Origin of the sequence: Falsiroseomonas tokyonensis, from assembly GCF_019024325.1 — a bacterium.
In the GTDB taxonomy this organism is placed as follows: domain Bacteria; phylum Pseudomonadota; class Alphaproteobacteria; order Acetobacterales; family Acetobacteraceae; genus Falsiroseomonas; species Falsiroseomonas tokyonensis.
Genome location: NZ_JAFNJS010000001.1, coordinates 220,030 through 244,575 on the forward strand (window position 1 = coordinate 220,030; position 24,546 = coordinate 244,575).

The window sequence follows — 24,546 nt, forward strand, 5'->3', positions numbered from 1 at the left end:
CTCTCCCCCGACGGGGAGGGGGCAAGCTGGTTCAGCCGCGCGGCGTGTCCGCGGCCAGGCTGACCAGCTGCGGCACGGGCTCCGGCCCCGCCTTCGGCGTCTCCGGCCGCAGGCGGCGGGCCAGGAACCAGGGGCTGTGCAGCAGCAGCCGGCCGCCCACCCGCGCCTCCAGCACCACATCCGCCCCCTCCGCCAGCTCCAGCGGTGGGTCGAAGCGATGGGTGAAGCCGTGGGTCGCGAGATCCGGCCTGGCGCGGCGCAGCCCGGCATGGCCGCGATCGGCCAGCACCTGCGCCACCGCCTGCCCATTCACCAGCAGCTCCACCGCCACCGGCACCCCCGGCCGGCGCGCATCGCAGGCCCAGCCGCGCACGCCGGAGGCGCCGGCGAAGGTCAGCGCGCCCACCGGCGCCTCCGCCACCCCCACCGGCACCCCAACCGGGGCCGGCGCGACGCCGGCGGGTGCATCGACGCGGCTGAAGGAAAAGCTGTCGTCGCACAGGATGTGGTCGGCATCCTTCAGCTCGATGTCGCGGTCGAACGCGACGTGGCTGGTCTCGTCCAGGCTGACCCGCGCGCCGAATTCCGGGAAGCGGAGCGTCAGCGCCAGGCTCTCCGCCCCTGCCTCGGGGAAAGGCAGCACCGTCTCCGACCGCCAGTGCCCCAGCACCTTGTCGTTCAGCACCAGCCGCTGCCGCGCCTTGTCGACCCGCAGATGCAGCAGGGCGGTGCCGCGCCAGACATAGTCGATGGTGGGCGAGGGATGGCCGCCGCTGCGGGAAAAACGGAAGCTGTGGCGCTCCCCGACCTCAATCGGCTTCGCCAGGGAGATCTTCATCTTGGTCGGTCCGAAAGCTGGGTCGCCGCCGCATCGCGCCCGGGCTCGGCCGCGCGGCGGGGCCGCTGGCGGGCGCAGGCTGCGGCTGCGCCCTGGTCTAGAGCAGGTCCGCCGGCAAAGTCCATCGGAGGGTCATCCGGACGTCGTTTGGGGGACCATGGCGCCCGGCCGGCACGGCGTTGACCCCAAGCCACCTTCTCCTGTAACCCGCCGGTCCCGAAACCTTGTACAGCTTTGCCCAGCCGGCACCCCGCGGCTGGCGTCCTGCTGCCCGCGTTATCCAGGCGGCAGGGCAGGTCGTTGTTCCAAGGCGAGCAGGAGAAACTTCGCATGGCCTTGCCGGGTGCCTCCGACTCCTACCTGTTTTCCGTGCGCGCGATCCGCGACAAGGCCCATCTGGACTTCATCGACGGCAACGACATCCTGTTCCATGCGAAGCCGCTGCAGGAGCACGGCTGGATCGTCTTCAACAGCTTCCTGGGCGGCGCCTGGCAGCCGGAAGCGCGCCTGCCGCTGGACCCCGCCGATTTCGCCGCGCCCATCCGCCTCGGCCTGGCACTCGGCCCGGGCGGTCTGGTGCTGCGCGTCAATGACCGGCCAGAGCTGGACTATCCGCTGGACCTCGCCCGCCTCGCCGCCGCCCGGGTCAGGCATGGCACCAGCATCGCGCCCATCCTGCCGGCGGCGGAGGAGCAGATCGCCATCCGCATCCTCGCGGCCGACATCATGCACCTGGCGGCGGAGGTGACGCTGCCGGGCGGCGACTGGGCCAAGGAAGCCGTGCAGGATGGCGCCGCCTTCCTGCTTTCGATCGATGGCCGGCCCGCCGGGCGCACCCCCCTGGCCGCGCTGCGCCCGGCGGAGGGCGGCACGCTGCCGCTGCGCATGACCTTCGGCCGCGGCGCCTTCGTCTGCGACGGCATGGTGGCGGAGCTGGTGCTGGAACGGCAGGGGCAGCGCTGGACGCTGGCCACCGCCCCGCTGCGCTCCCGCTTCACCGGCGGGCTCGATCGCTGCAACGAGGCCATGGTGCGCGGCTTCGCCGCCAACCCGGCCCTGCCCGGCCAGCCGGTGATGGTGGATGTCTTCATCAACGGCACCTACCAGGGCTCCACCCGCGCCGACCGGCCGCGGCCGGACCTGGCGGAATTCGGCGCCGACTACGCGCATTCCGGCTTCGAATTCACCTTCGCCCGGCCGATCCACCTGCCGGTCAGCGCCGATGCCTTTGTTTCGGTGCGGGTGCGGGATACGGATCTCGACCTGGCCAATAGCCCCTGGTGGGTCTGCCGCGCGGTGACGCGCGACAGCCTGCTGCAGCTGGAGGCGCCGCAGCCGCCCGCGCGCGACGCCGCGGCGCAGCCGGCCCTGTCCTGACGCTTCGCCGCATGACCCCGCCACCCCTCGCGCCACGGGACCCGCCGCCATGAAGATCTGCGTCGCCTCCCCCGATATCGTGGGGCCGATCAAGAATGGCGGCGTCGGCACCGCCTGCACCGCCCTGGCCCAGGCGCTGGCCTCGGCGGGGCATGAGGTGACGCTGTTCTATACCTCGACCTATTTCGAGAACCAGGACCTGGCCTATTGGCAGGAGGCCTACCAGAAATCCGGCGTCCGGCTGATCGGCCTGCCGGAGGACACGCTGCCGCCGGTGCACCGCACCCCCACGGTCTATGACCAGGACAATATCGCCCGCGCCTACCAGGTGCATGAGGTGCTGAAGCACAGCGACTACGACCTGATCCATTTCGTCGACTATATCGGCCTGGGCTATTTCACGGCTTTGGCCAAGTCCCAGGGCCTCTGCCTGGCCAATACCCGCATCGCGGTGACCACCCATTCGCCCACGCTCTGGTCCCGCCTGACCAATGCGGCGCCGGTGGACGACATCTCCTACATGGTGCGGGACCGGCTGGAGCGCCGACTGGTGGAGCTGGCCGATATCGTCATCAGCCCCAGCCACTATATGCTGAAATGGCTGCGCGATGCCGGCTTCCGGCTGCCCGCGCGCCAGGTGATGCTGCCGAACCTGATGCCGGCCCATTTGGATTTGGGGCGCCTGCACGGCGCACCGCCGCCCGCGGCGACGGAGCCCGGGCCCATCAAGGAACTGGTCTTCTTCGGCCGGATCGAGCCGCGCAAGGGCCTGCTGGTCTTCTGCGACGCGATCGACCGCATCAATGCGGAGCTGCCGCCGGAGGTGAAGATCACCTTCCTCGGCAAGGCCGGCCGCGACTATCCGCAGGAGGTGCTGGAGGCGCGGGCCACCAAATGGGGCCGGCCGGTTTCCGTGGTCTCGGGCCTCGATACCTTCCAGGCGGTGGACTATCTGCGCGGTGCGGGCCGGCTAGCCGTGCTGGCGGCGCTGCACGACAACTCGCCCTATACGGTCATGGAATGCGTCTATCACCGCATTCCCTTCATCTCCTCCGATGTCGGCGGGGTGGCGGAGCTGATCGCGCCGGCCAGCCGCGCGGCGGTGCTGTTTCCGCCGACACCCGCCGGGCTTGCCGAGCATATCCTGCGCACCCTGGCCGATCCCGGCTTCGGCGCGGCGGAAAGCGCCTTCGACTTCGCCGAGCACCGCACGCGGATGCTGCGCTTTCACGCGGAACTGGCCGAGGAGATCGCGGCCGACCGCGCCCGCCCGCCCGCCCCCCCGCCGCCGCGCCTGCCGCTGGTGAGCGTGAATATCCTGCATTACGAGCGACCGGAGGGCCTGGCCCAGGCGATCGCGGCGCTGGAGGCGCAGACCTACCCGAATCTCGAGATCATCATCGTCGACAATGGCAGCCGCACGCCGGAGGCGGTGGCCTATCTAGCGCAGCTGGAAGCCAGCCGCCGCGGCAACCTGCACATCGTCCGGCTTGCGGAAAACCTGTACGAGCCCGCCGCGCGCAATGCCGGCGCCTATGCGGCGCGCGGCAAATACGTGCTGTTCATGGACGACGACAATGTGCCGAAGCCGCAGGAGGTGGAGGTCTTCTGCCGCGCGGCGGAGACCGGCGGCGCCGATGTGCTGACCTGCTTCAACGACCATTTCGCCACCGAGGCCCCCCCGGAATCGGAGCGGGAGGCGCTGAAGCGCTTCGTGGTGATGGGCGACTTCGGGCCGCTCGGGCTGATCTGCAACAGCTATGGCGACCTGAACTCCTTCGTCCGCCGCGACCGCTTCCTGGAGATCGGCGGCTTCACCGTGGATGGCCGCTTCAACCATGCCGAGGATTGGCGCTTCTTCGCCAAGGCCTGGTCGAAGGGGCTGCGCGTGGACGTCGTGCCGGAATCGCTGCTCTGGTACCGGACCACCCTGGCCAGCTGGGGCAGCGGCTGGCGCAAGCGGGACCGCAACGGCGCGCTGATGCGGGCGGCGGAGATCTACCTGGAGACGGCGCCGGAGGCGGTGCGCCCCTTCCTGCTGCTCTCCCAGGGCCTGTTCTGGAAGGCTTCCTCCGCCGAAGGCGCCCGGCGCGAGGCGAGCCGGGAGGCGGCCGACCTGCGGCGGGAGGTGGCGCGGCTGACCGCCCAGGCCCAGGCAGCGGAAGCGCGCGCGGATATGTTACAGGATGCTTACGCGGGCCTGTCGCATTTCGTGCTGCAAACGGTAGAACCCTCGGCCGGCGCCTCGCCCGAACTGCGGCGGGGCCTGGAACATGCGCGGCGCCTGGCCCGCAAGTTCGGATAAGCAATCACGCCTGCCTGCACGGTTGAGGATCTGAGTAGAACATGGTGGACTCCCCGGAGCCGGCCGCAACCTCCCAAGCGCCGGGCAGCATCACCCGCCGCTTCGTGTCGCGCGGCGAGATGGCGGCCCGTGCCCGGACCGAGACGCTGCAGGTGGCGGACCTGGCGGCGCTGGAGCTGCGTCCCGGCAACTACATCTACGAGCACCAGGGCCAGCCGCTGCACTACGCCTTCTATCTGAAGTTCACCGATCCGGGTCAGCCGCTGCTGGTCTTCGGCCAGGGCTTCCAGGCGCGTTCCCAGGTGCAGTTGCCGCGCTTCCAGCGCATGGACTGGGCGGAGGAGCTTCCCTACAACGCGTTGATCTTCAACGATCCCACGCTGTTCCTGCGGGAGGATGTCAGCCTCGGCTGGTGCGCCGGCACGGCGGAAGCGCCGGTACTGCCGACGCATTGCGAGATCGTGGGCCAGGTGCGGGATGCGCTCGGCATCCGCAACGAGAACATTCTCTTCTACGGCTCCTCGGCCGGCGGCTTCACCTCCCTGATGATGGCCAGCCGCATGCCGGGAAGCTCCGCCCTGGTGAACAACCCGCAGACCGATGTGCTGAAGTTCCGCCGCGGCGGCGTGCGCCGGCTGCTGGAGGTGGGCTTCGGCGGCATTCCGCTGGACCGCGCCAAGGCGGAATTCCCCGACCGGTTCTCCTTCGTCGCCAGCATCGCCGCCGGCGCGCAGGTGCCGCGCATCTACTACCTGCAGAACATCCTGGACGACGACCACTACACCGACCAGCTGCTGCCGCTGCTAGGCACGCTGAAGTTGCGTGCCGAGGAGCGTCAGGAGATCGACCTCTCGCAGCGATTCATTCTGGAGTTGTATTCCGACGCCAAGGCTCTCCATAATCCCGTGGGGTTCGACAAGATCCGCAGCTGTCTCGAAAGCATCCGCCCCTGGTTCGAAGGGGCGCCGGTCCAGGATTAGGGACCGCATCGGCAGCCCGGGCTGCAGACCCGGGCACCGCATCAGCCGCAAGGCGGGGAAACGTCCATAAGGCAGGCGCCATTCCTCTCTTGGACTCGGAGTGTGTGCGGTGGGCGGGTCAATGGTGACGGAGGATCGGGGCGCGCCAGGCGTGGCGCTGCTGACGGCGGATCGCTTCCACCTGGGCGGCGAGGCGACGGCCGCAAGCTGGGCCGGGGCCAGGCTGCATGCGGTGCATGAGGGGCGCAGCCTGGGCCAGGCGGTGCTTCCAGGGGCCACGCCGCAGCCCGCCCCGCTGCGCTTCCGCATTCCCCTGGCAGAGCCCGCGCCGGCGGAAGGGACGGAGCTCGCCCTGGCAGTGGAGGCCGAGGGCGGGCTTCAGGTGCTGGCCCGGCGCCGCATCGCCACCCGCTTGGCCGGCGCCATCGATCGCTGCAGTGAATCCCTGGTACGCGGCTGGGCCGCCAATCTCGCCTGCCCGGACCTTCCCCTGACGGTGGAGATCTGGCTGGATGGCAGCCCAGTGGGCACCGCGCCCGCGCAACGGCGGCGATCCGACCTGGAGCGCATCGGCAAGGAGCTCGCCGGCACCGGCTTCCTGTTCAAGTTCCCACGCCCGCTGCAGCTGCCGCCGGGCCAGGCCTCGGAGGTGACCGTGCGCGTCCAGGGCACCAACATCGCCCTGGCGCACAGCCCCTGGGTGCTGAGCCACCGCTTCGCAGAGCTGCCGGTGCTCGGCAGCTAAAGCACTATCGGTTCACACTGAATCAGTGTGAACTGATTTCGTGCTTTAGAAACAATAGCTTCTACAGCACGAGATCTGTCCATTCGGACAGATCGTGCTGTAGAGAACGATCCCGGTCCAGCTGGACGGATCTCGTGCTCTAGACGTCACTTTTTCCAAAGCACGAAATCCGCTGGCACTGCTTCAGTGCCCTCGGATCGTGCTTCAGCCCCGCAGCAATTCCTCCACCATGGCGCGGCTCGGCGTGGCGCCGTCGCGCGCCCGCAACCCGCCGGCGGCGGAGGCGAAGCGCATCGCCTCCGCCACGCTCTGCCGCTCCGCCATGGCCAAGGCATAGGCGCCGTGGAAGACATCGCCGGCGCCGGTGGTATTGGTGGCCTGGACGCGGAAGGCGGGGGTGATGCGCGGCTCCGGATCCTCGGCCGTCAGCCAGAGCGTGCCCTTCTCGCCGCGGGTCACGGCGGCGGTGCGGCAGCCGGCGGCGATCGCCTTGCGCAGCCCCTCCACCGGGCGGGCGCCGGGGGCGTAGTTGGTGAGGCCGGGCTCCGAGAAAATCGCATGGTCGGCGCGCGGGATCAGGTCCAGCAGCAGGCGCGTCTCGCTCTTTTCGCCATCGATCACGCTGGGGATGCCGTGCAGGCGGGCATGGTCCAGCGCGCGGGCGCTGCCCTCCGCCCAGCGCGGATCGCAGAGGAAGGACTGCGCCGTCTCCAGCAGGTGCAGCGGCAGCCAGTCCGGGTCCGTGCCGAGGTTGTCACCGCGATAGGAATAGATGCTGCGCTCGCCCACCGGGTCCACCAGCACGGCGGAGACGGGGGTGCGGGCGTTGGCGGCGAGGTGGCAATGCGCCACATCGACGCCCTGGGCGGCCAGCGCCTCCAGCAGCGGCGGGCCGTTCAGGTCGTCCCCGACCCGTCCCCAGAAGATGCAGTGGCCGCCGAGGCGCGCCACGCCGACCGCCGCATTGGCCGCCAGCCCCCCGGCACCGAGGCTATAGCCGCTGGCCCGGTTCTTGGACGGCGGCTGGACGATATCCTGGACCAGGAAAGTGTGGTCCATGACCACGCTGCCGAGGCAGACAACGATTGGGCGGAGATCAGGCTCGTTCATGGCCCCCAGGGTTCCACCGCCGGGCAGGTTTCGCCAAGCGAAGATTGCTGCACCGCCGAATACGCCCCTGCCCGGCTGGCTGCGGGACCGCATCCTGCACCTGGATGCGGAGCTTCTGGTGCTGGACAAGCCGGCCGGCCTGCCCCTTTCGGCCCGGCAGGGGGAGACGCTGGAGGGTTGGTTGCCGGCGCTGCGCCTGGGCAAGAAGCGCCTGCCGCAGCCGGCGCATCGGCTGGATACGGATACCGCCGGCTGCCTGGCGCTGGGCCGCACCGCGCCGATGCTGGCGCGGCTGAACGCGCTGTTTGCCGCGCGGCAGGTGGGCAAGACCTATTGGGCGGTGGTGCGCGGCGATCCGGGCGCCGAGTCCGGCCTGGTGGAGGCGCCGCTGGCCAAGGTCAGCAGCGCGGCGCGCGGCTGGCGGATGCAGGTGGATGCGAAGGGCGACCCGGCCCGCAGCGCCTGGCGGGTGCTGGGGCGCGGCGGGGGGCTGAGCTGGCTGGAGCTGGCGCCGGAGACCGGGCGGACGCACCAGCTGCGGGTGCATTGCGCGCATCTCGGCTGCCCGATCGTTGGGGACTCGCTGTATGGGGGCGGGGAGGCCGGCGGGCTGCATCTGCTGGCGCGGGGGCTGACGCTGCCGCTGGAGCCGGCGCTGCATTTCGAGGCGCCGGTGCCGGCGCATATGCGGGCGGCGATGGCGGGCTGCGGGGGTTAGGCGTGAGGAGCGCGCCGGGCCCCCACCCCAACCCTCCCCCGCTCCGCAGGGGAGGGAGCCGCATCAACCCTCCCCTGCGGAGCGGGGGAGGGAGGGGCCCGCGAAGCGGGAGGGTGGGGGCCGCGGCCCGCACGACCAAAGCCACCCCTACCGCACCCGCAACTCCGCCCCCGCCGCCACCCCATCCGCATCCAGCACCGTCACCCGATAGAAGCCGGGCCCCGGCGGCACCCAGGCGGCTTCGCGCCGGGCCCGCTGGTGCTCGATCGGCGCGCCATCCACAAGGAAGACCAGCGGCCGGCGCCCGCCGGCGGCGCGCAGCGTCACCGGCCCACCCTCCGCCAGCACCGCGCCCGGCATGGGAAACAGCAACCGCAACCGGTCCGCGGCTTCCCCAAAGGGGCGCGGCGTGGCGCGGACGGTCAGCGGCGCGCGGGGCGCGGCCGGCAGCCGGGCGAAGATCGCGGCCAGCGCCGGCAGGGCCGCGCCGCGGCCGGTCAGGCCGGGGATCGGCGTGCCATCCGGCCGGCCGACCCAGACCCCCGCCACATGCCGCGCATCCAGCCCCACAGCCCAGCCATCCCGCCCGCCCCAGGAGGTGCCGGTCTTCCAGGCGACGCCGGCCGGCCCGCCGCCCGGAAAAGGGTTCACCAATATGCCCGCCACCTCGGCCGCCGCGCGCGGCAGCACCACCTCCGGCCTCTCAGTGGGCGGCGTCGGCAGCGTCACCAGCGGCGCTGCGCGGCCGCCATCGCCGAGCAGCGCGTACAGCGCCACCAGCTCCCGCAACGTGGTCCCCGCGCCACCCAGCGCCAGCGGCAGCGAGGGCTCGGCCCCCGGTGCCAGGCGCGGCGGGCTGCCGGCCAGCTTCAGCGCGGTCGCATAGCGCAGCGCGCCGAACTCGCTCAGCAGCGCGACCGCCGGCAGGTTCAGCGATTGCCGCAGCGCATCCGCCGCGGTGATGCGGCCCACGAAGTCGCGCGAGAAATTCTCGGGCGCATAGCTGCCGAAACGGAAAGGCAGGTCCGCCACCAGCGTCTCGGGCCGCGCCACCCCGGCCTCGAAGGCCAGGGCATACAAAAAGGGCTTCTGGGCCGAGCCGGGGGAGCGGATGGCCCGGGTCAGGTCCAGCATGCCGGCGCGGGTCTCGACGCCAAAGCTGCCACCGACCAAAGCGCGGATCTCCCGCGACTGGGTCTCCGCCACCACCATGGCCATGGCGGCGTGGTCCGACAGCGCCAGCAGCCGGTCCTCGGTGAGCGCCTCCGCCGCCGCCTGCAGGTCGCGGTCCAGCGTGGTGGCGATGCGCGCGCCCGGCGCGGCGCCCTGGGCGAGCTGGCGGGCCAGGTGCGGCGCCAGGCGGGGCATGGGCTGGCGCGCGGTCGGCACCGGCGTCGCGAAGGCCAGGTCGCGCTCCGCCGCGCTGACCTGGCCGGCACCTGGGGCGCGCTGGCGCAGCAGGGCATCGCGCGCGGCGCGGGCGGCCATGGGATGGCGGTCCGGCCGCAACGCCTCCGGCCGCCTCGCAAGCGCCACCAGCAGCGCGGCTTCGGCGGCATCCAGCTGGCTCGGCGACCGGCCGAACCAGGCGAAGGCGCCGGCCCGAAGCCCCTCCAGGTTGCCGCCCTGCGGGGCCAGGGTCAGCCAGATGGCGAGGATTTCGTCCTTGGAGAAGCGCGCCTCCAGTTGCAGCGCGCGCAGGATTTCGACGAATTTGCTGCGCAGCGTGCGCGGGCGCGGCTCCAGCAGCCGGGCGGCCTGCATGGTGAGCGTCGAACCGCCGGAGACGACCCGCCCCGCGCGGATCCATTGGAAGGCGGCGCGGGACAGGGCCAGCGGGTCGACGCCGGGATGCCAGCGGAAGCGCGCATCCTCCGCGGCCAGCAGCATGGCGATGAGATGCTGCGGCAGGTCGGCGGGGGCGGTGGGCAGGCGCCAGATGCCGCCGGGGGCGGGCAGGGTGGAGAGGGTGCGGCCGTGGCGGTCCAGGACCTCGATGCCGGGGTGGAGGCGGGCGAGATTGGGGGGGAAGGCGCGGTCGAGGGTGAAGAGGGTGGCGGCCAGTGCAGCGGCCGCGAAAACCAGGCGCCTCCCTCTCCACCCGGAGGGGGGGGGTTGCGGCACTGCCGCAACGCCGCAGGCTGGTCGGGGTGGGGGGGGCTGCGGGATGGCAAGGTCGCCCTCGCCGCCCAGAGCCCCCCCCACCCAACCCTCCCCCCCCGTTGGGGGGAGAGGGCTTTTCGGCTCCTTCCCCATCACTCGCCCGGCAGCACCGTGACTCGCGCGACGTTCTGGCGCGCAAACACCCCCGGCCGGTACATGTCCTGCGCCTCCATCCCCGGCAGTTCGAAAGTCCCGGCCGTCACCGCGCGCACCCGCACGGCGAAGCGCGCCAGCGGATTGGCCGGCGTCAGTTCCAGCGCCGCGGCGTAGCGGTCGTCGCGCGCCGGCTGCGCCGCCGGCTCGGTCAGCGTGCCGAGCCAGGGCATGCCCTGCACCTCGCCCGGCCCGAGCCGCCCGGCGATCTCCCAGCCCGCCGGCAGGCCCTGGATCACCATGGCGATGTGGCGCTCATTGCTCAGCGCGCGGGCCTCCATCAGCAGCACGAAGCCGGTGCCGGCGCGCAGCGTGTCGAGGTTCAGCGGCTGGCCGTCCAGCGCGAAGAAGCGCCGCGCCACCCGCATGCCCTGGCTGGCGGCCGGCAAAGGCGAGGTCGGCACGCCGGCGATCGAGACCGCCTGCACCACCGGCGCGTCGCCGCGGTTGCGCGCCTCGCCCGGCGCCGTCAGCGGCGCCGTCACCACGCCGGCCACCGGCAGGTCCCGCCCATCCAGCGTGATGCGCGCCGGGCGGCCGTCACGCCCGAGCACGAAGGCCGCCGCCACGGCCCAGGCCTGTTCCTGGGTATTGCTGACGGCGGGTGTGAATTCCGCCCCCGGCAGCCGGCCGAGCAGCGCCGGCAGCCGGTCCTGGGCCACGCCGGATTCGCGCAGCAGCAAGGCGGTGGCCAGCGCATCCCGCGCCGCGCTGCCGAAATCCTCGTACCAGACCTGCCGCGCCGGATTGGCCAGGGCCTCGGCGAAGATCGCCTCCGCCCGGTCCCGGTCCCCGGCGCGGGCGAAGGCGGCGGCCAGCTGCGCCTTGGCGAGCGGCGTCGGCAGCCGGTCCAGCTGCTCCGCCAGCCGCCGCGCCGCGCCCAGCCGGTTGCGCCCGGCCAGGGCCAGGACATGCACGCGATAGGCCTGCAGGGCGAAGAATTCGGGCGAATTGCCGCTCCCCTCCAGGTCGTCCTCCACCGCCTGCAGCGCCGTGTTCAGCGCCGCCTCCGGCACCGCCGCGCCATTGGTGCGCGCGCGCAAAAGGGCCTCGGTGGCGAACAGGCTGGCCCAGTCCTGCACATTGCCCTCGGCGCTCCAATAGCCGAAGCGGCCGTCATAGCGCTGACGGTCGAGCACGGAGGAAATCGCCCGGCCGAGCTGGGCCAAATCCTCCTGCGCCGTATCCGGATTGGAGGGCGCGTAGGACAGCGCCAGGACGCGGGAGCTGGCCTGTTCCACGCAATCCAGCGGGAAGCGGCGCAGCCCCGCCAGCAGCGCCTGCGGGTCGTAGCGCACTGGCGCGCCCCAGCTCGCCGAGGCGCGCCAGGTGCCGTCCAGGAAGCGGGAGGAAGGCAGCGCCACCGGTGCGGTCGCGCCCGGCGCCAGGGTGGTGATCGCCACCTCCGCCACTGCGGGGCGGGAGGAGCGGACGGCGATCGCCGCCTCCCGCTCCGTCCGGAAGCCGCCCGGGCCGGTGACCGCCAGGCGCAGCATCCCCTGCCCCACGGCGACGCCGCGCAGGCTGGTGGCGGGCGCGGCGCGGGCGCCGGTGGCCAGATTCGCCTCCAGCGTCGCCGGCCCCGCCAGGGCAATGGCGCCCGTGGCGGTCAGCGTGGCGCGGAATTCGCCCGGCGGCAGTTCGACATTGTGCAGCAGCAGCGGCAGCCGCACCTCGTCGCCTGGCGCCAGGAAGCGCGGCAGCAGCGCCTCCGCCACCGCCTGTTCGCGGATGGTCATGGGTTTCGCCGCGCTGCCGATGCGGGCGCCGTCCCAGGCCACCACCATCAGCCGCACCTCGCCGGCGAAATCCGGCAGGTCCAGCGGGATGGTCGCGGTGCCGTCCGCGGCCACCGCCACCGGCCCCTGGAACAGCGCCACCACGCGCTGCGGCACCTGCAGCCCCGCCCCGCCATCCATGCCGTCGCCACCCTGGCGCAGCAGCGCGGCCTCGCCCTCGGCGGGCGCGATCAGCCGGCCGTAGTCGTCACGGATATCGAGGCCCAGCCGCCGGCGCGCCAGGAAATGGGCCACCGGATCGGGCGAGGCGAAGCTGGTAATCCGCAGAATGCCCTCATCCACCGCCGCCAAAGTCACCATGGCGGTGGTGCCGGCGCCGGCGATGCGCAGCGGCACCTCGATGCGGGTCCGCGGGCGGGCCAGAGCTGGGCTGTCGATCGCCACCTCCAGCCGCCGCGCCGCCGGATCCAGCCCGAGCCAGGCGAGGCCCAGCGCCCGGCCGGGCCGCCCCGCCCCAGCGCCCGGCCGGAAGACGGTGACTGCGACATGCGCGCCCGGGCCCCAGGCGGCGTCGATGGGCACCTCCACCTCCGTCCCGGCCTCCGGCACCTCGACCTCGCGCAGCGAGACCACGCGATCCGTCAGCACGGCGATGCTGGCGCGGCCGGCGAAGGGGGGCGTGATGCGCAGCCGGGCCGTATCGCCGGCGCCATAGGCGCGGCGGTCGGCGGCGACATCGACGCGATCCGGCACCTCGGCGGCTTCCGCCTGGGCCCAGCCGGCGCGGAAGCGGTAGCTGGCGATACCCAGGCCATTGGGCTCCGTCACTTCCAGCCGGTAGCGGCCGAAGGCCAGGGTGCGGGCGAAGCGCGCCGGCTGGCCGGGGGCGACCTGCACCTCCGCCGAATCCACCGGCTCGTCGCGCCAGACCGTCTCGTAGCGGGCCAGGCGTTCGCGCATCACGATCCGCCAGTCGGGGCGTTCCCGCACCAGCCGGACGCGCAGCGTGCCAGCGATGGCCTCGCCCGCCGGGTTCACCGCGGCGATGTCGAAGGCGGCCTCGGCGCCGTCATTCACCGCGCCGCCCTCGAAGGCCGGGCGGAGGGCCAGCAGCGTGCCGCGGGCGCGCACCGGCAGGGAGAGGCGCGTGCCGCTGGCCCGCCCGCCCGGCTCCGACATCAGGATCGAGACATCGGCGCGCAGCGGCCGGGTGGTGTCGGGCGCCTGCGGCAGGGAGAGAGTGAGCGTCGCCTTCCCTTCCGCATCCGTCTCCGGCACGTCGAAGGCCTGCAGGTCCGGCGTGAAGGTTTCGTCCTGCAGGCCGAAGCGCCAGCCGCGCCAGGCTTCGAAGGGCTCGGGGTCCACGGCCAGGCGCAATTCGGCGGTGCCGGTCAGGCCGGCGCCGGGCGCGCCGTAGAGGAAACGGGCGGTGACGGGGATCTCCATCTCCTGCCCCGGCACCAGCGCGCCGGGGGCGGGGCCGGCCGTCACCTCCAGCCGCTCCGGCACGAAGGCCTCGACGCGGAAGCTGGCGCTGCCGATGGGCGGCGCGTTCGGGTCGGCCAGCACCTCCACCGACCAGGCGCCGGCCGGCGCACTGGCGGAGAGCGTCACGGGCGCGACGAAGGCGGCGCCCTGCACCCGCTCCGGCACGCTTTCGAAAAACACCTGGCCATTCGGGCGCTTCACCCGCAGGCGCACCGGCAGGTCCACCGGCTGGCCGCCGCCATCGCGCAGCAGCGCGCCCACCTGCACCACCTCCCCGGGCCGATAGATGCCGCGGTCGAGCCAGAGGAAGGCATCCAGCGGCCCCGGATGCGGCCTGCCCTCCGCACCCCGATCGGTCAGGTCGAAGGCGGCGCTTTCCAGGTTGAGGGTGGCAAAATCCTCGCCCGAGAAGGCCTGCACCGCGACCGGCGCCAATTGCCCGGTGCCGCGCAACGCCGCGGCGTTGAAGCGCGCCAGGCCATCCGGGCCGGTCATGGCCTCGGCCAGGATGTCGTTGTTGCGGGCCAGCAGCACGGTGCGGACGCCGTCCCGCACCCGGGCATCCGAGAAGCCGCGCACCTGCACCGCCAGGCCCTGCGCTCCGCGCCAGGCGGTGAGGCCGAGATCGGTCGCCAGCACGGCGAGCGAGGCGGACTGGCCGCGCCGCGTGCCATCGCCCGGCTGCGCCACCAGCACATACATGCCGGGCCCGGCGCTGCGCAGCGCCTCCGGCAGCGGCAGCGCGCTGCGGGCCAGGCGATTGGGCTCGGACCGCGGCAATTCGGCGCGGCCTTCCCAGACCACGCGGCCGAGATCCTCGGAGAGGTTTTCGGCCATCCAGTCATCCATGGCGGTGCCGGGGCGCCAGTCGCGCATCAGCGGCACCAGGTTGCGCTCCGTCACCCGCACCAGCTTGAGGCTGAGCGCTGCGACATTCACGGTGGCCACCGTCACCCGCGGCTCCTGCCCCTGGGGCAGCAGGAAGGCGCGATTGTCGAAGGCGATGCGGGCCGGGCGGTTCGGCATGGCGATGCGGTAGGAGGTGTCGCGCAGCGCGCGCAGCCCGTCCTCCCCAGGCAGGCCGGCGCGGACAACCAGTTGCGTCACCTGCCCCCAGGGCAGGCCGGCGACGCAGAGCGAATCCCCTTCCCGCGTCACCGCCAGATCGGGCAGCGCGGGCTCCGCGCGCAGCCAGTCGCGCGGCTGCCAATCCGTGCGCCGCGCCGGCGGGGTGGTGAAGGCAAGGCAGGCGCGGGCGGGTTCGGCATCCGGCTCCGTCGTGATGCGGCGCACCAGCAGGCCGGCGGCGCGGCGGGCGGCGGCCAGGGCTTCGCGCTGCCGCGCATCGGCGGGCGCGCGTTCCACCACCGCTTCCAGCGCCTCGATCTGCCACATCGGCTGGTCCAGCCGGCGCATCGCCTCCGCCATCACCAGCAGGGAGGGGATCTCGGCCGCGCCGCCGGGCACCAGCATATAGGCGCGCCAGCCGGCCTGCAGGGCGCGCAGCGCCTCGGGCGGGGTGCGGGACAGCTGGGCATTGGCCAGCGCCATCCAATGGTCGGCGGTGGCCTGGCCGGCGCCGATCCGCTCCTCCCAGGCCGCGGCGGCGGCGGCCCAGTCGCGCCGTGCCTCCGCCGCGCGGGCGCGGGTCTCGGCCTGGCTGCGCTGCTGCGGCGTGCCGCCGGCGGGGAAGCGGCGGTTCAGCGCATTCTCGTAGCTGGAGGAATCGTTGGCCAGCCCGGGCGGATCGAAGTTCTGGGCCGCGGCCGGCAGCAGCCAGGCCAGCACCAGCAGCAGGGGCAGCAAAAGGCGAAGCGTCATGGTGGCTCCCGTGCGCGGCGTTTTCGGCAGCATGCCATGCCGCCCGCGCGGCGTGCAGCGTATCCGCGGCCAGCCCCGCGAAAAATGCCGCGGCGCTTGCGCGGCGACGTTCACGCTTTCGCAAGCCGTGGCGAGGCAGGGTGCGGCCACGGGTCCGCCCCGTCGGGCCGGCAGAAAAGGAAGCCGTCGCATGAAGCGCGCGCGCAAACGCGTCCTGGTCACCGGCGGCGCCGGGTTCCTCGGCTCCCACCTGTGCGAGCGGCTGCTGGCGGAAGGCGAGGAGGTGATCTGCCTCGACAACTTCTTCACCGGCTCGCGCGACAATATCCGCCACCTGCTGCCGCATCCGCATTTCGAGGTGATCCGCCACGACGTGACCCAGCCGATCCAGCTGGAGGTGGACGAGATCTACAACCTGGCCTGCCCGGCCTCCCCGGTGCATTACCAGCACAATCCGGTGCAGACGGTGCGGACTTCCGTGCACGGTGCGATCAACGTGCTGGAGCTGGCGAAGCGGCTCGGCGCGCGGATCTTCCAGGCCTCCACCTCGGAAGTCTATGGCGACCCCGCGGTGCATCCGCAGCCCGAAAGCTACCGCGGCAACGTCAATCCCATCGGCGTCCGCGCCTGCTACGACGAGGGCAAGCGCTGCGCGGAGACGCTGTTCTTCGACTACCACCGGCAGGACGGCGTCGATATCCGCGTCGCGCGCATCTTCAACACCTACGGTCCGCGCATGCATCCGAATGACGGGCGCGTGGTCTCCAACTTCATCGTGCAGGCGCTGCAGAATGAGCCGATCACGCTGTATGGCGATGGCCGCCAGACGCGGTCCTTCTGCTATGTCGACGACCTGATCGAGGGTATCATCCTGCTGATGCGCGCGCCGGGCGGCGTCACTGGCCCGGTGAATATCGGCAATCCCAGCGAATTCACCATCCGCGAACTGGCGGAGGAGGTGACGCGGCAGACCGCGTCCCGCGCCGGCTTCGTGATCCGCCCGCTGCCGCAGGACGACCCGATGCAACGCTGCCCCGATATCTCCCTGGCGCGCGCCCTGCTGGGCTGGCAGCCGCAGGTGCCGCTGGAGGCCGGGCTGCGCCGCACCATCGGCTATTTCGCGGAGACGCTGGGCCTGCGCATGCCGGAACCGGCGCTGCCGCGCGTGGTCGCCGCGCGCTGAGATTTACCAGCTGTCCATACCGGCCGCGATAGGCTGCGCGCATGACGATGGCCGACAGAAGGTTGGCACCGGAGCTCACGGCGCTGCGCTGCGTGTTCCTGGTGGCCCTGCATCACGGCCTGCAGCTGGCGCCGGATGAGCTGCCACAGCCCGGCCATGGGGACATGGTGCCGGCGGTGCTGCGGGCGCTGCAGCAGGCGGGGTTGCGGGGCCAGGCGCTGCGCCGCGCGGGCTGGGACAAGGCGGCCGGGCTCGGCACCGCCTATCCGGCCATGGTGGTGCGCAAGGATGGCAGCTGGATCATCCTGATCCACACGCTGGACGGCGCGGATGGCGCGCCGGTGGCCGCCGTGCTGGATCCGGCGCGGGAGGCGGAGGGCGTGCAGCTGCTCGCCCGCGACGAATTCCTGGCGCAATGGTCCGGCACGCTGCTGCTGGTGAAGCGCGTGCATGCGCTGGGCGATGAGGACCAGCCCTTCGGCCTGCGCTGGTTCCTGCCCGAGATCATCCGCCATCGCCGGCTTTTCGCCGGCGTCGCCATCGCAGCGCTGGTCGCCAACCTCATTGGCTTCGCCATCCCGCTGCTGTTCCAGGTGCTGATCGACAAGGTCATCACGCACCAGGCCTGGCAGACGCTGTATGTGGTGGTGGGCGCCTTCGTGCTGCTGACGGTCTTCGACGCGGTCTTCGGCTATGTCCGCCAGCAACTGATGCTGATGGCCAGCAACAAGATCGACGCCAGGCTGGGCGCCCGCACCTTCGCGCATCTGCTGTCTCTGCCGCTGGCCTTCTTCGAAAGCCATGCCGCCGGCGTGCTGGTGCGGCACATGCAACAGACGGAAAAACTGCGCCACTTCCTGACCGGGCGGCTGTTCCAGACCCTGCTGGATGCCGCGCTGCTGCCCGTGCTGCTGGTCTTCCTGCTGCTGTATTCCGCCACGCTGACGGCGGTGGTGCTGGGCTTCTCGCTGGCCATCGCGCTGGTGATCGGCGCCATGGTGCCCACCTTCCGCGGCCGGCTGAACCGGCTCTATGCGACGGAGGGCGCGCGCCAGGCGCATCTGGTGGAAACCCTGCACAATATGCGCGCGGTGAAGTCCCTGGTGCTGGAGCCGGCACGGCAGCAGGCCTGGAACCAGAAGCTGGCCGCCGCGGTGCGCCAGCATGCCAGCGTCGGCCGCATCGGCGCGCTGGGCAGCGTGGCGACCGGCGCGCTGGAGAAGCTGATGCAGATCGCGGTGCTCGCAGTGGGCGCCACGCTGGTCTTCGACGGCGCGCTGACCATGGGCGCGCTGGTGGCCTTCACCATGCTGTCCGGCCGCGTCAGCGGGCCCCTGGTGCAGATCGTGGCACTGATCAACGAATACCAGGAAGCCGCGCTGTCCGTCCGCATGTTGGGCACGGTGATGAACACGCCGCCCGAGCGCGGCGGCGCCACCCGCAGCGCCCGCCCCCCCATCACCGGCCGCCTGGCCTTCGAGGAGGTCACCTTCCGCTACCCCGGCGCCGCCGTGCCGGCGCTGGACCGCGTCTCCTTCGAGGTACAGCCGGGCCAGGTGATCGGCGTGGTCGGCCGCTCCGGCTCCGGCAAGACCACCATCACGCGGCTGATCCAGGCGATCCATGCGCCGCAATCCGGGCTGATCCATCTGGACGGCGTCGACCTGCGGCATATCGAGCTGAACCACCTGCGCCGCGGCATCGGCGTGGTGCTGCAGGACAATCTGCTGTTCCGCGGCACGATCCGGGAGAATATCGCGGCGACGCGGCCGGATGCGGGGCTGGATGAGATCATCGAGGTCGCGCGGCTGGCCGGCGCGCAGGAATTCATCGACCGGCTGCCGCTGTCCTACGACACGATGGTGGAGGAAGGCGCCAGCAATTTCTCGGGCGGCCAGCGCCAGCGCATCGCCATCGCCCGCGCCCTGCTGACACGGCCGCGCCTGCTGATCTTCGACGAGGCGACCAGCGCGCTGGACCCGGATAGCGAGGCGATCATCCAGCAGAACCTGGCGGAGATCGCCCGCGGCCGCACCATGGTCATCGTCTCCCACCGCCTGTCCTCCCTCGTGAAGGCGGATGCGATCCTGGTGCTGGAACAGGGAAGGCTGCTGGATTGCGCGCCGCATGGCGTGCTGCTGGAGCGTTGCGAGATCTATCGCCACCTGTGGCAGACCCAGACGCAGCACCTGCGATGAGCCATCTGCGACGCATCAGGCCGGCGAAGCCCCGGCTGGCGGCGGAAGCCGTGCCCTTCCAGGACGAGCTGGAGGCGCTGATTGCCGAGCCGCCGTCCCGCTTCCTGGGCGGCGCGCATTGGTGGCTGGCACTGCTGGCGCTGGCGCTGCTGGTCGGCGCGGCGCTGGCGCGGATCGATGTGGTGGTGACCGGCCATGGCCGGCTGGTGCCGGATGCGCCACCGCTCGTGCTGCAGCCGCTGGAACGCGCGGTGCTGCGCGAGGTGCTGGTGCGGCCCGGCCAGGCGGTGCGGCGCGGCGATGTGCTGGCACTGCTCGATCCCACCTTCACCGCCGCAGACCAGCAGGCGCTGGCCGCCCAGGCGCAATCCCTCCGCGCCCAGTTGTTCCGCGTCGAGGCCGAGCTCGCCGGCGTGGCGCCGGTGGCGGGCGACAATGCCGAGTCCGCGCTGCAATCCGTGCTGCAGGCCCAGCGGCAGGCGCTGCGCGCCACACGGCTGCAGGCGTTGGGGGCCGATATCCGCGCGCTGGAAGAAGGGTTGCGCGCCACCGTGGCGCAGCAGGAGGGCCTCGCCGAGCGCGCCGCCATCGCTCGCGACGTGGAGACCCTGCGCGCCCGGCTGCTGGAAGGCCAGATCGGCTCCCGCCTGAACCTGCTGGCCGCGCGCGTGCAGCGGCTGGAGGCGGAGCAGGCGCTGGAGACGGCGCGCAGCCGCCAGCAGGAATTGCTCCACAGCCTGGCAGCCCGCCGCGCCGAACATGCGGCCTTCCAGGAGGAATGGACGCGCCTGCTGCTGGAGGATGCCGTGCGGTTGCGCGGCGAGCTGGTGCGCGCCACGGAATCCCTGGCCAAGGCCGAACGGATGGAAGCGCTGACCACGCTGCGCGCGCCGGCCGATGGCGTGGTGCTCGACGTCGCGCGCCGCTCCGCCGGCTCCGTGCTGCGGGAGGCGGAACCGCTGGTGATCCTGGTGCCGGCCGATGCGCCGCTGATCGCGGAGATCAGCCTGCGCTCCGCCGATATCGGCCATCTGCGCATCGGCGATCCGGTGGTGCTGAAGGTGGATGCCTTCCCCTTCCAGCGCCACGGCCCGCTGCACGGCACGCTGCGCGCCGTCAGCCGCGACAGCTTTGGCGCCAACCAGCCCGCGGGCAGCGAGCCCCTGCCCGGCGCGCCCGCCGTGCATCGCGGCCAGGTGGCCATCGCGCCCGATGCCGCGCTGCGGCTGGAGCCGGGCCTGGCGCCGATCCCCGGCATGACGCTGACGGCGGAAATCAAGGTGGGCGATCGCAGCGTGCTGGGCTACTTCCTGGCGCCCCTGCTGCGCGGCGTGCAGGAAAGCCTACGGGAGCCGTAGTGCTCAGCCGTGGACGACGGCCCTGCCGCTGGTGGCCGGATGCCGGCGGCGGCCGGATCCTGCCGCGGCAACCTGGCCCTGAATCAGGCACTCCACCTCCTCGGCGCTGACGGGGGCGCTGTAGAAATAGCCCTGCAGCTCATGGCAGCCATTGCGCTGGGCCCATTCGGCCATCTCCAGCGTCTCGATCCCCTCCGCCACGATGGTGACCTGCATGAAGTTGCACATGGCGATCACCAGGCGGACGATCTCCTCGTTGCGCGGCAGCCCCTGCATCAGGCCGCGGTCGATCTTGATGCAATCGACGGACATCTCGTTCAGCCGTGCGATGTTCGAATAGCCAGTGCCGAAATCGTCGATCGCAAGGCGGATGCCAAGCTCCCGGATCTTGGCCAGGTTGGCGCTCACCACCGGGTTGCTCTCGATCAGCAGCGTCTCCGTGATCTCGAGCTCGAGGCGCTTCGGGTCGCAGCCATGGTCTTCCAGCACGCGCTGCACCATGCCGGCGAAGTCCAGGTCGCAGAGCTGGCGCTGCGACACGTTGATGGAGACGGAGACATCGAGCCCCTGGCGCGCCCATTCGCAGCGCTGCCGCACGGCCTGTTCCAGGATGGTCGCGCCGATCTGGTTGATCAGGCCGGACTTCTCCGAGATCGGGATGAATTCGGAAGGCAGGATCAGGCCGCGCTCCGGGTGGTTCCAGCGCGCCAGCGCCTCCACCGCGATGGCGCGCTGGGCGGTGGGCGAATAGCGCGGCTGGTAGTGGGGCAGGATATGGCCGCAGCGCAGCGCCTCCCGCAGGTCGGACAGCAGCTGCAACTCCTCCTCCCGCTGGTTGCGCATGCTTTCGTCGAACATGCGGTACTGGTTCCGGCCGCCGGCCTTGGCCTCGTACATCGCGAGGTCGGCGCGCTGCATCAGCAGCTGGGCATTGGTGCCGTGATGCGGGAAGCAGGCGATGCCCACGCTCGGCGTCACCATCAGCTTGCGGCGCTCCCCATGCACCGGCATGGCCAGCCGCTCCAGGATGCGCCTGGCCAGTATCTCGATGCGCCCGGCCTCCTCCGCGCCCTCCATCGCCAGGAACAGGAATTCGTCGCCGCCGAGGCGGATCACCGTATCCTCGCCCAGGCGCAGCTCCTGCAGCCGCCGCGCCACCTCCATCAGCACGCCGTCGCCATGCAGATGCCCCAGCGTGTCGTTGATGGCCTTGAACTGGTCGAGGTCGATGAACAGCACGCCGATGCGCGCGCCGCGCTGTTCCGCGCGGCGCACCATGGCGTTGAAGCGCGCGGGCATGGCCAGGCGGTTCGGCAGGCCGGTCAGCGGGTCGTGATGCGCGCGGCTCTGCGCCAGCGCCTCGGCCTCCTTCAGCTCCGTCACATCGGTTTCGCTGACCAGGATGGAGGGACGGCCGGAGACGGGGTCGTGGCAGGACCGCACGGTCAGCTCATGCCAGCGCAGGCCGGTGGCGGTCACCACCTCCGCGATCAGGCTCACCTCCGCCAGGCTGTGGATCTGCTCCATCATCCGCAGGTAGTCGCGCCGGTGCAGGAAGCGAGCGGGCAGGTCCTGCTGCGGCGAATCGAAGCTGGCCCGCGCCGCCGGGTTGCAATACAGCGTGCGGCCGTCCAGGTCGTGCAGCGAGATCATCAGCTTGGTGTGCAGCAGCGCATCGGCGCTGCGGATCGCCTCCGGCTGCATCCGCGCCTCGTCGCGGGCCTCGCAGAACATGGCCATGCGGCCGTCCTGCAGCTTCACGCCGCTGAGCCGCACCTCCAGCCGCCGCGGCACGCCGCGGGGATAGAGCGTCCACCTCTCGGTGAAGCTGGCATCGTAGCCGAGGAAATCCGTTTGGTACTGGCGCAGCCGTCGGGCCACCGCCGGGGACATGTCCGCCTTCAGGTTGCGGGCCGCCAGTTCCGCGAGCGATCCGGCATTCCAGACCTCCAGCGCCGCGGCATTGGCCCAGACCACGCGGCTATGGTCGACGTCGTAGATCCAGACCGCCGTGGTCAGCCGGTCCAGGATCCAGTCCCGGTCGGCGCCCGCATGGGAGGGCGCCGGCGGTGCCGGATCCCCGCCACTGTCCGGCCCCTCCATCAATCGGCTCCCGCCTTGCAGGCGAAGGGGATGGCCGCTTCGCCCATGGCGGACAGCGGCACGAAGCCCGGCGTCTGCTGCACCCGGTGGATCCAGGACCGGATGGCGGGAAAGGGCCGCATGTCGATCTCGGCCTCCTCCGCCACATGGACATAGCCGAAGATGGCGATGTCGGTGATGCCGTAGCAATCGCCGAGCATGACGTCCCGCCCGCGCAGATGCGCCTCCAGCAGCGCGAGGCCGGCAGCGCCGCGCGCGCGCCAGGCGGCCATCTCCGCCTCCCGCCCCCGCCCGCGTTCCGGGACCAGGCGTCCGAAGAAGCGGGCTGGCGAGATATGCGGCTCCAGCTTCATCTGTTCGAAGAACATCCATTGCAGGCTCTGCGCGCGGGCCAGCGCATCCTGCGGCATCAGGCCCGAACCCTCGCCGACCGGCCAGAGCATGGCATTCGACCCACTGAGGCCCGTGCCATCCGCCGTCACCAGGAGGGGCACGCCGCCCACCGGTTTCAGCGCCAGGAAGCGCGGCGCCCGCGCCTCCCCCGCCAGCACATCCACCGAGATCATCCGCATGCCGAGGCCGAGTTGGCGCAGCGCCAGGAAGGGCTTGAAGCAATTGCCGGGGCCTGGGGTTGCGTACAAGGTATACAAGACGGACGTCTCTTATCGTTCTTGCCTGCGTCTATATGGCAAAACTTTAGCCTTCCTTGCGAAGGATTTCGTGATTCCGCCGCAGCCGGCGAGCCCAGGCCCGGGAATGGCCGTAGGCCGGCGCTGCAGATCAGGCGGCCAGTGGCAGGGAAGGCTGCGCCTGACGCCGCGGCTTGCGCAGCACGCTGACGAAATAGCCGTTGTGCCAGTCGCTGTCCTTGAAGGCGATTTCCGGATGGGTATTGTCCAGCGTGGTGCGGATCTCCGCGCCATAGAGCAGCTGCAGCCCGCCCTGGACGATGGCGCGATGCGTGCCGGCGCGCACGGGCCACCAGTTCCAGTCGTCGCAGATGAAGACGAATTCCTCGGCCAGCGCCGGCAGCGCGGCGATCAGCCCGTCATGCTGGTCCTGTTCCTCATGCGGCCCGTCGAAGAGATAGACCTCGAAGGGCGCATGACGCGTGGCGAGATCGGCGAAGGGCACGGCCCGAAAGTCCGCCTCGATCACCTCCACCGCCGCGGCCTCCGTCCGGAACTGCGCGAGATTGCCAAGGAAGGCGTCGCGCGGGCCGCCGAACTGGCTCCAATTGTCGATCGCCACCGCCTGCACCGCATTGCCGTGGATGGCGCTGCACAGCGTCGATCCCATCCAGCTGCCGACCTCGAGGTAGCCGGTGCGGCCCAGCCGGCGCAGCAGCCCGTTGATGAAGTGGCGGTAGCGCGCGCCGGACATGCCGTCGATCGCGTAGATGCCCTGGGCGCGGTCGATCGGGGCCGCCAGGGCCTCCGACAGGGCCAGGCGCAGCGGCGCCACATGGCGGGCCTCCGGCTCGATGAGGATTTCGCTGAGATGGGTCATCGGGCTTTTCTCCGGATGCGGTGCGTCCGCCATCTGACCCGCTTTGCCTGAACGGAGCATGAAGGCCGGCATCTCCAGACTTGATTCATCCTTTCTCGCCAGACTGCGCCCGCACCGCCCGGAAAAGCCGCAGCATGGACAGCCATTCCCAAAGCGAGATCGGACTCACGGTTGAGGCGCCCCTCGGGGTCCAGCCCCTGCGGCATGTGCTGCATGTCGGCTGCGGCGCCGCCGCGCCGGACAAGCTGCCGGCGCATTTCTTTCCCGCCGGACAGTGGCAGGAGATCCGGCTGGATATCGACCCGGATGTGGCGCCCGATGTGCTCGCCTCCATCACCGACATGGCCGTGGTGCCGGATGCCAGCGTCGATGCCATCTGGTCCTCGCACAATCTGGAGCACCTGTTTCCGCATGAGGTGCCGCTGGCGCTGGCCGAATTCCGCCGTGTGCTGAAGCCCGGCGGCTTCGCGCTGATGACCATGCCGGACCTGCAGCAGATCGCTCGCCTGGTGGCGGAGGACCGGCTGACGGATGCCGCCTATCTCTCGCCCATGGGTCCGATCACGCCGCTCGACATGCTCTATGGCCATGGCGGGTCGCTGGCGCGGGGCAATGTCTTCATGGGCCATCGCGGCGGCTTCACCGCGCGGTCGCTGGAGATGGCGTTGATCGGGGCCGGCTTTCCCATCGTGCGCGTGGTGCGCGACGACAGTTTTGCCCTTTGGGCCACGGCCTATATGGGCGGCGCGACGGGCTGA

16 protein-coding genes are annotated in these 24,546 nt (G+C 71.6%); 9 read left to right on the top strand and 7 right to left on the bottom strand.

Annotation, left to right across the window (positions count from 1 at the left end):
* Nucleotides 1-31: 31 nt before the first annotated feature.
* Nucleotides 32-838, bottom strand: coding sequence for a hypothetical protein (locus tag J3S20_RS01085; protein ID WP_216833835.1), 807 nt, complete (start codon nucleotides 836-838; stop codon nucleotides 32-34).
* A 330-nt stretch (nucleotides 839-1,168) separates the two neighbouring features.
* Between J3S20_RS01085 and J3S20_RS01090 the strand changes: the two genes are divergently transcribed.
* The 4 genes from J3S20_RS01090 (at nucleotide 1,169) to J3S20_RS01105 (ending at nucleotide 6,245) form a co-directional block, all read left to right on the top strand.
* Nucleotides 1,169-2,215: a hypothetical protein gene (locus tag J3S20_RS01090; protein WP_216833836.1), complete on the top strand. Its 1,047-nt coding sequence runs from the start codon at nucleotides 1,169-1,171 to the stop codon at nucleotides 2,213-2,215.
* Nucleotides 2,216-2,264: 49 nt separating this feature from the next.
* Entirely contained in the window at nucleotides 2,265-4,520 is a 2,256-nt protein-coding gene (locus tag J3S20_RS01095) for a glycosyltransferase (protein WP_216833837.1), read from the top strand.
* A gap of 41 nt (nucleotides 4,521-4,561) precedes the next feature.
* Nucleotides 4,562-5,500 (top strand): hypothetical protein, encoded by a 939-nt coding sequence (locus J3S20_RS01100; protein WP_216833838.1) that lies wholly within the window; start codon nucleotides 4,562-4,564, stop codon nucleotides 5,498-5,500.
* 109 nt (nucleotides 5,501-5,609) lie between these two features.
* Nucleotides 5,610-6,245, top strand: coding sequence for a hypothetical protein (locus tag J3S20_RS01105; RefSeq protein ID WP_216833839.1), 636 nt, complete (start codon nucleotides 5,610-5,612; stop codon nucleotides 6,243-6,245).
* Nucleotides 6,246-6,449: 204 nt separating this feature from the next.
* On the opposite strand, the gene J3S20_RS01110 is transcribed toward J3S20_RS01105, so the two are convergent.
* Nucleotides 6,450-7,355: a PfkB family carbohydrate kinase gene (locus J3S20_RS01110; protein WP_216833840.1), complete on the bottom strand. Its 906-nt coding sequence runs from the start codon at nucleotides 7,353-7,355 to the stop codon at nucleotides 6,450-6,452.
* Between J3S20_RS01110 and J3S20_RS01115 the strand changes: the two genes are divergently transcribed.
* Complete coding sequence (locus tag J3S20_RS01115) at nucleotides 7,354-8,073, top strand: RluA family pseudouridine synthase (protein WP_216833841.1); 720 nt, start codon at nucleotides 7,354-7,356, stop codon at nucleotides 8,071-8,073. The two genes, J3S20_RS01110 and J3S20_RS01115, sit on opposite strands and share 2 nt — an antisense overlap.
* Nucleotides 8,074-8,220: 147 nt before the next feature.
* On the opposite strand, the gene pbpC is transcribed toward J3S20_RS01115, so the two are convergent.
* Both pbpC and J3S20_RS01125 read right to left on the bottom strand, forming a co-directional pair.
* A complete protein-coding gene (gene pbpC / locus J3S20_RS01120) occupies nucleotides 8,221-10,197 on the bottom strand; it encodes a penicillin-binding protein 1C (protein WP_343215128.1) in 1,977 nt (658 codons plus the stop codon).
* 131 nt (nucleotides 10,198-10,328) lie between these two features.
* Entirely contained in the window at nucleotides 10,329-15,437 is a 5,109-nt protein-coding gene (locus tag J3S20_RS01125; RefSeq protein ID WP_216833843.1) for an alpha-2-macroglobulin family protein, read from the bottom strand.
* Nucleotides 15,438-15,627: 190 nt separating this feature from the next.
* On the opposite strand from J3S20_RS01125, the gene J3S20_RS01130 reads away from it, so the two are divergent.
* Genes J3S20_RS01130 through J3S20_RS01140 form a run of 3 tightly spaced genes read left to right on the top strand, consistent with a single transcriptional unit; the run spans nucleotide 15,628 to nucleotide 20,176 of the window.
* Complete coding sequence (locus J3S20_RS01130) at nucleotides 15,628-16,620, top strand: UDP-glucuronic acid decarboxylase family protein (protein WP_216833844.1); 993 nt, start codon at nucleotides 15,628-15,630, stop codon at nucleotides 16,618-16,620.
* 41 nt (nucleotides 16,621-16,661) lie between these two features.
* Nucleotides 16,662-18,818 (top strand): peptidase domain-containing ABC transporter, encoded by a 2,157-nt coding sequence (locus J3S20_RS01135; protein ID WP_216833845.1) that lies wholly within the window; start codon nucleotides 16,662-16,664, stop codon nucleotides 18,816-18,818.
* Nucleotides 18,815-20,176 carry an HlyD family type I secretion periplasmic adaptor subunit gene (locus J3S20_RS01140; protein ID WP_216833846.1) on the top strand — a complete coding sequence of 454 codons (1,362 nt, stop codon included), beginning with the start codon at nucleotides 18,815-18,817 and terminating at the stop codon, nucleotides 20,174-20,176. Before J3S20_RS01135 ends, J3S20_RS01140 begins: the two co-directional genes overlap by 4 nt.
* A 3-nt stretch (nucleotides 20,177-20,179) precedes the next feature.
* Here J3S20_RS01140 and J3S20_RS30685 read toward each other — a convergent pair whose 3' ends face one another.
* The 3 genes from J3S20_RS30685 to J3S20_RS01155 all read right to left on the bottom strand — a co-directional run bounded on the left by J3S20_RS30685 (nucleotide 20,180) and on the right by J3S20_RS01155 (nucleotide 23,788).
* Nucleotides 20,180-22,279, bottom strand: coding sequence for a putative bifunctional diguanylate cyclase/phosphodiesterase (locus tag J3S20_RS30685; protein WP_216833847.1), 2,100 nt, complete (start codon nucleotides 22,277-22,279; stop codon nucleotides 20,180-20,182).
* Nucleotides 22,279-22,920 (bottom strand): glutathione S-transferase family protein, encoded by a 642-nt coding sequence (locus J3S20_RS01150; protein WP_216833848.1) that lies wholly within the window; start codon nucleotides 22,918-22,920, stop codon nucleotides 22,279-22,281. The genes J3S20_RS30685 and J3S20_RS01150 overlap by 1 nt, the downstream gene beginning before the upstream one ends.
* Before the next feature lie 139 nt (nucleotides 22,921-23,059).
* The gene (locus J3S20_RS01155; protein ID WP_216833849.1) at nucleotides 23,060-23,788 is read right to left on the bottom strand and encodes a class I SAM-dependent methyltransferase; all 729 of its coding nucleotides are present in this window, start codon (nucleotides 23,786-23,788) and stop codon (nucleotides 23,060-23,062) included.
* A 134-nt stretch (nucleotides 23,789-23,922) separates the two neighbouring features.
* On the opposite strand from J3S20_RS01155, the gene J3S20_RS01160 reads away from it, so the two are divergent.
* Entirely contained in the window at nucleotides 23,923-24,546 is a 624-nt protein-coding gene (locus J3S20_RS01160; RefSeq protein WP_216833850.1) for a class I SAM-dependent methyltransferase, read from the top strand.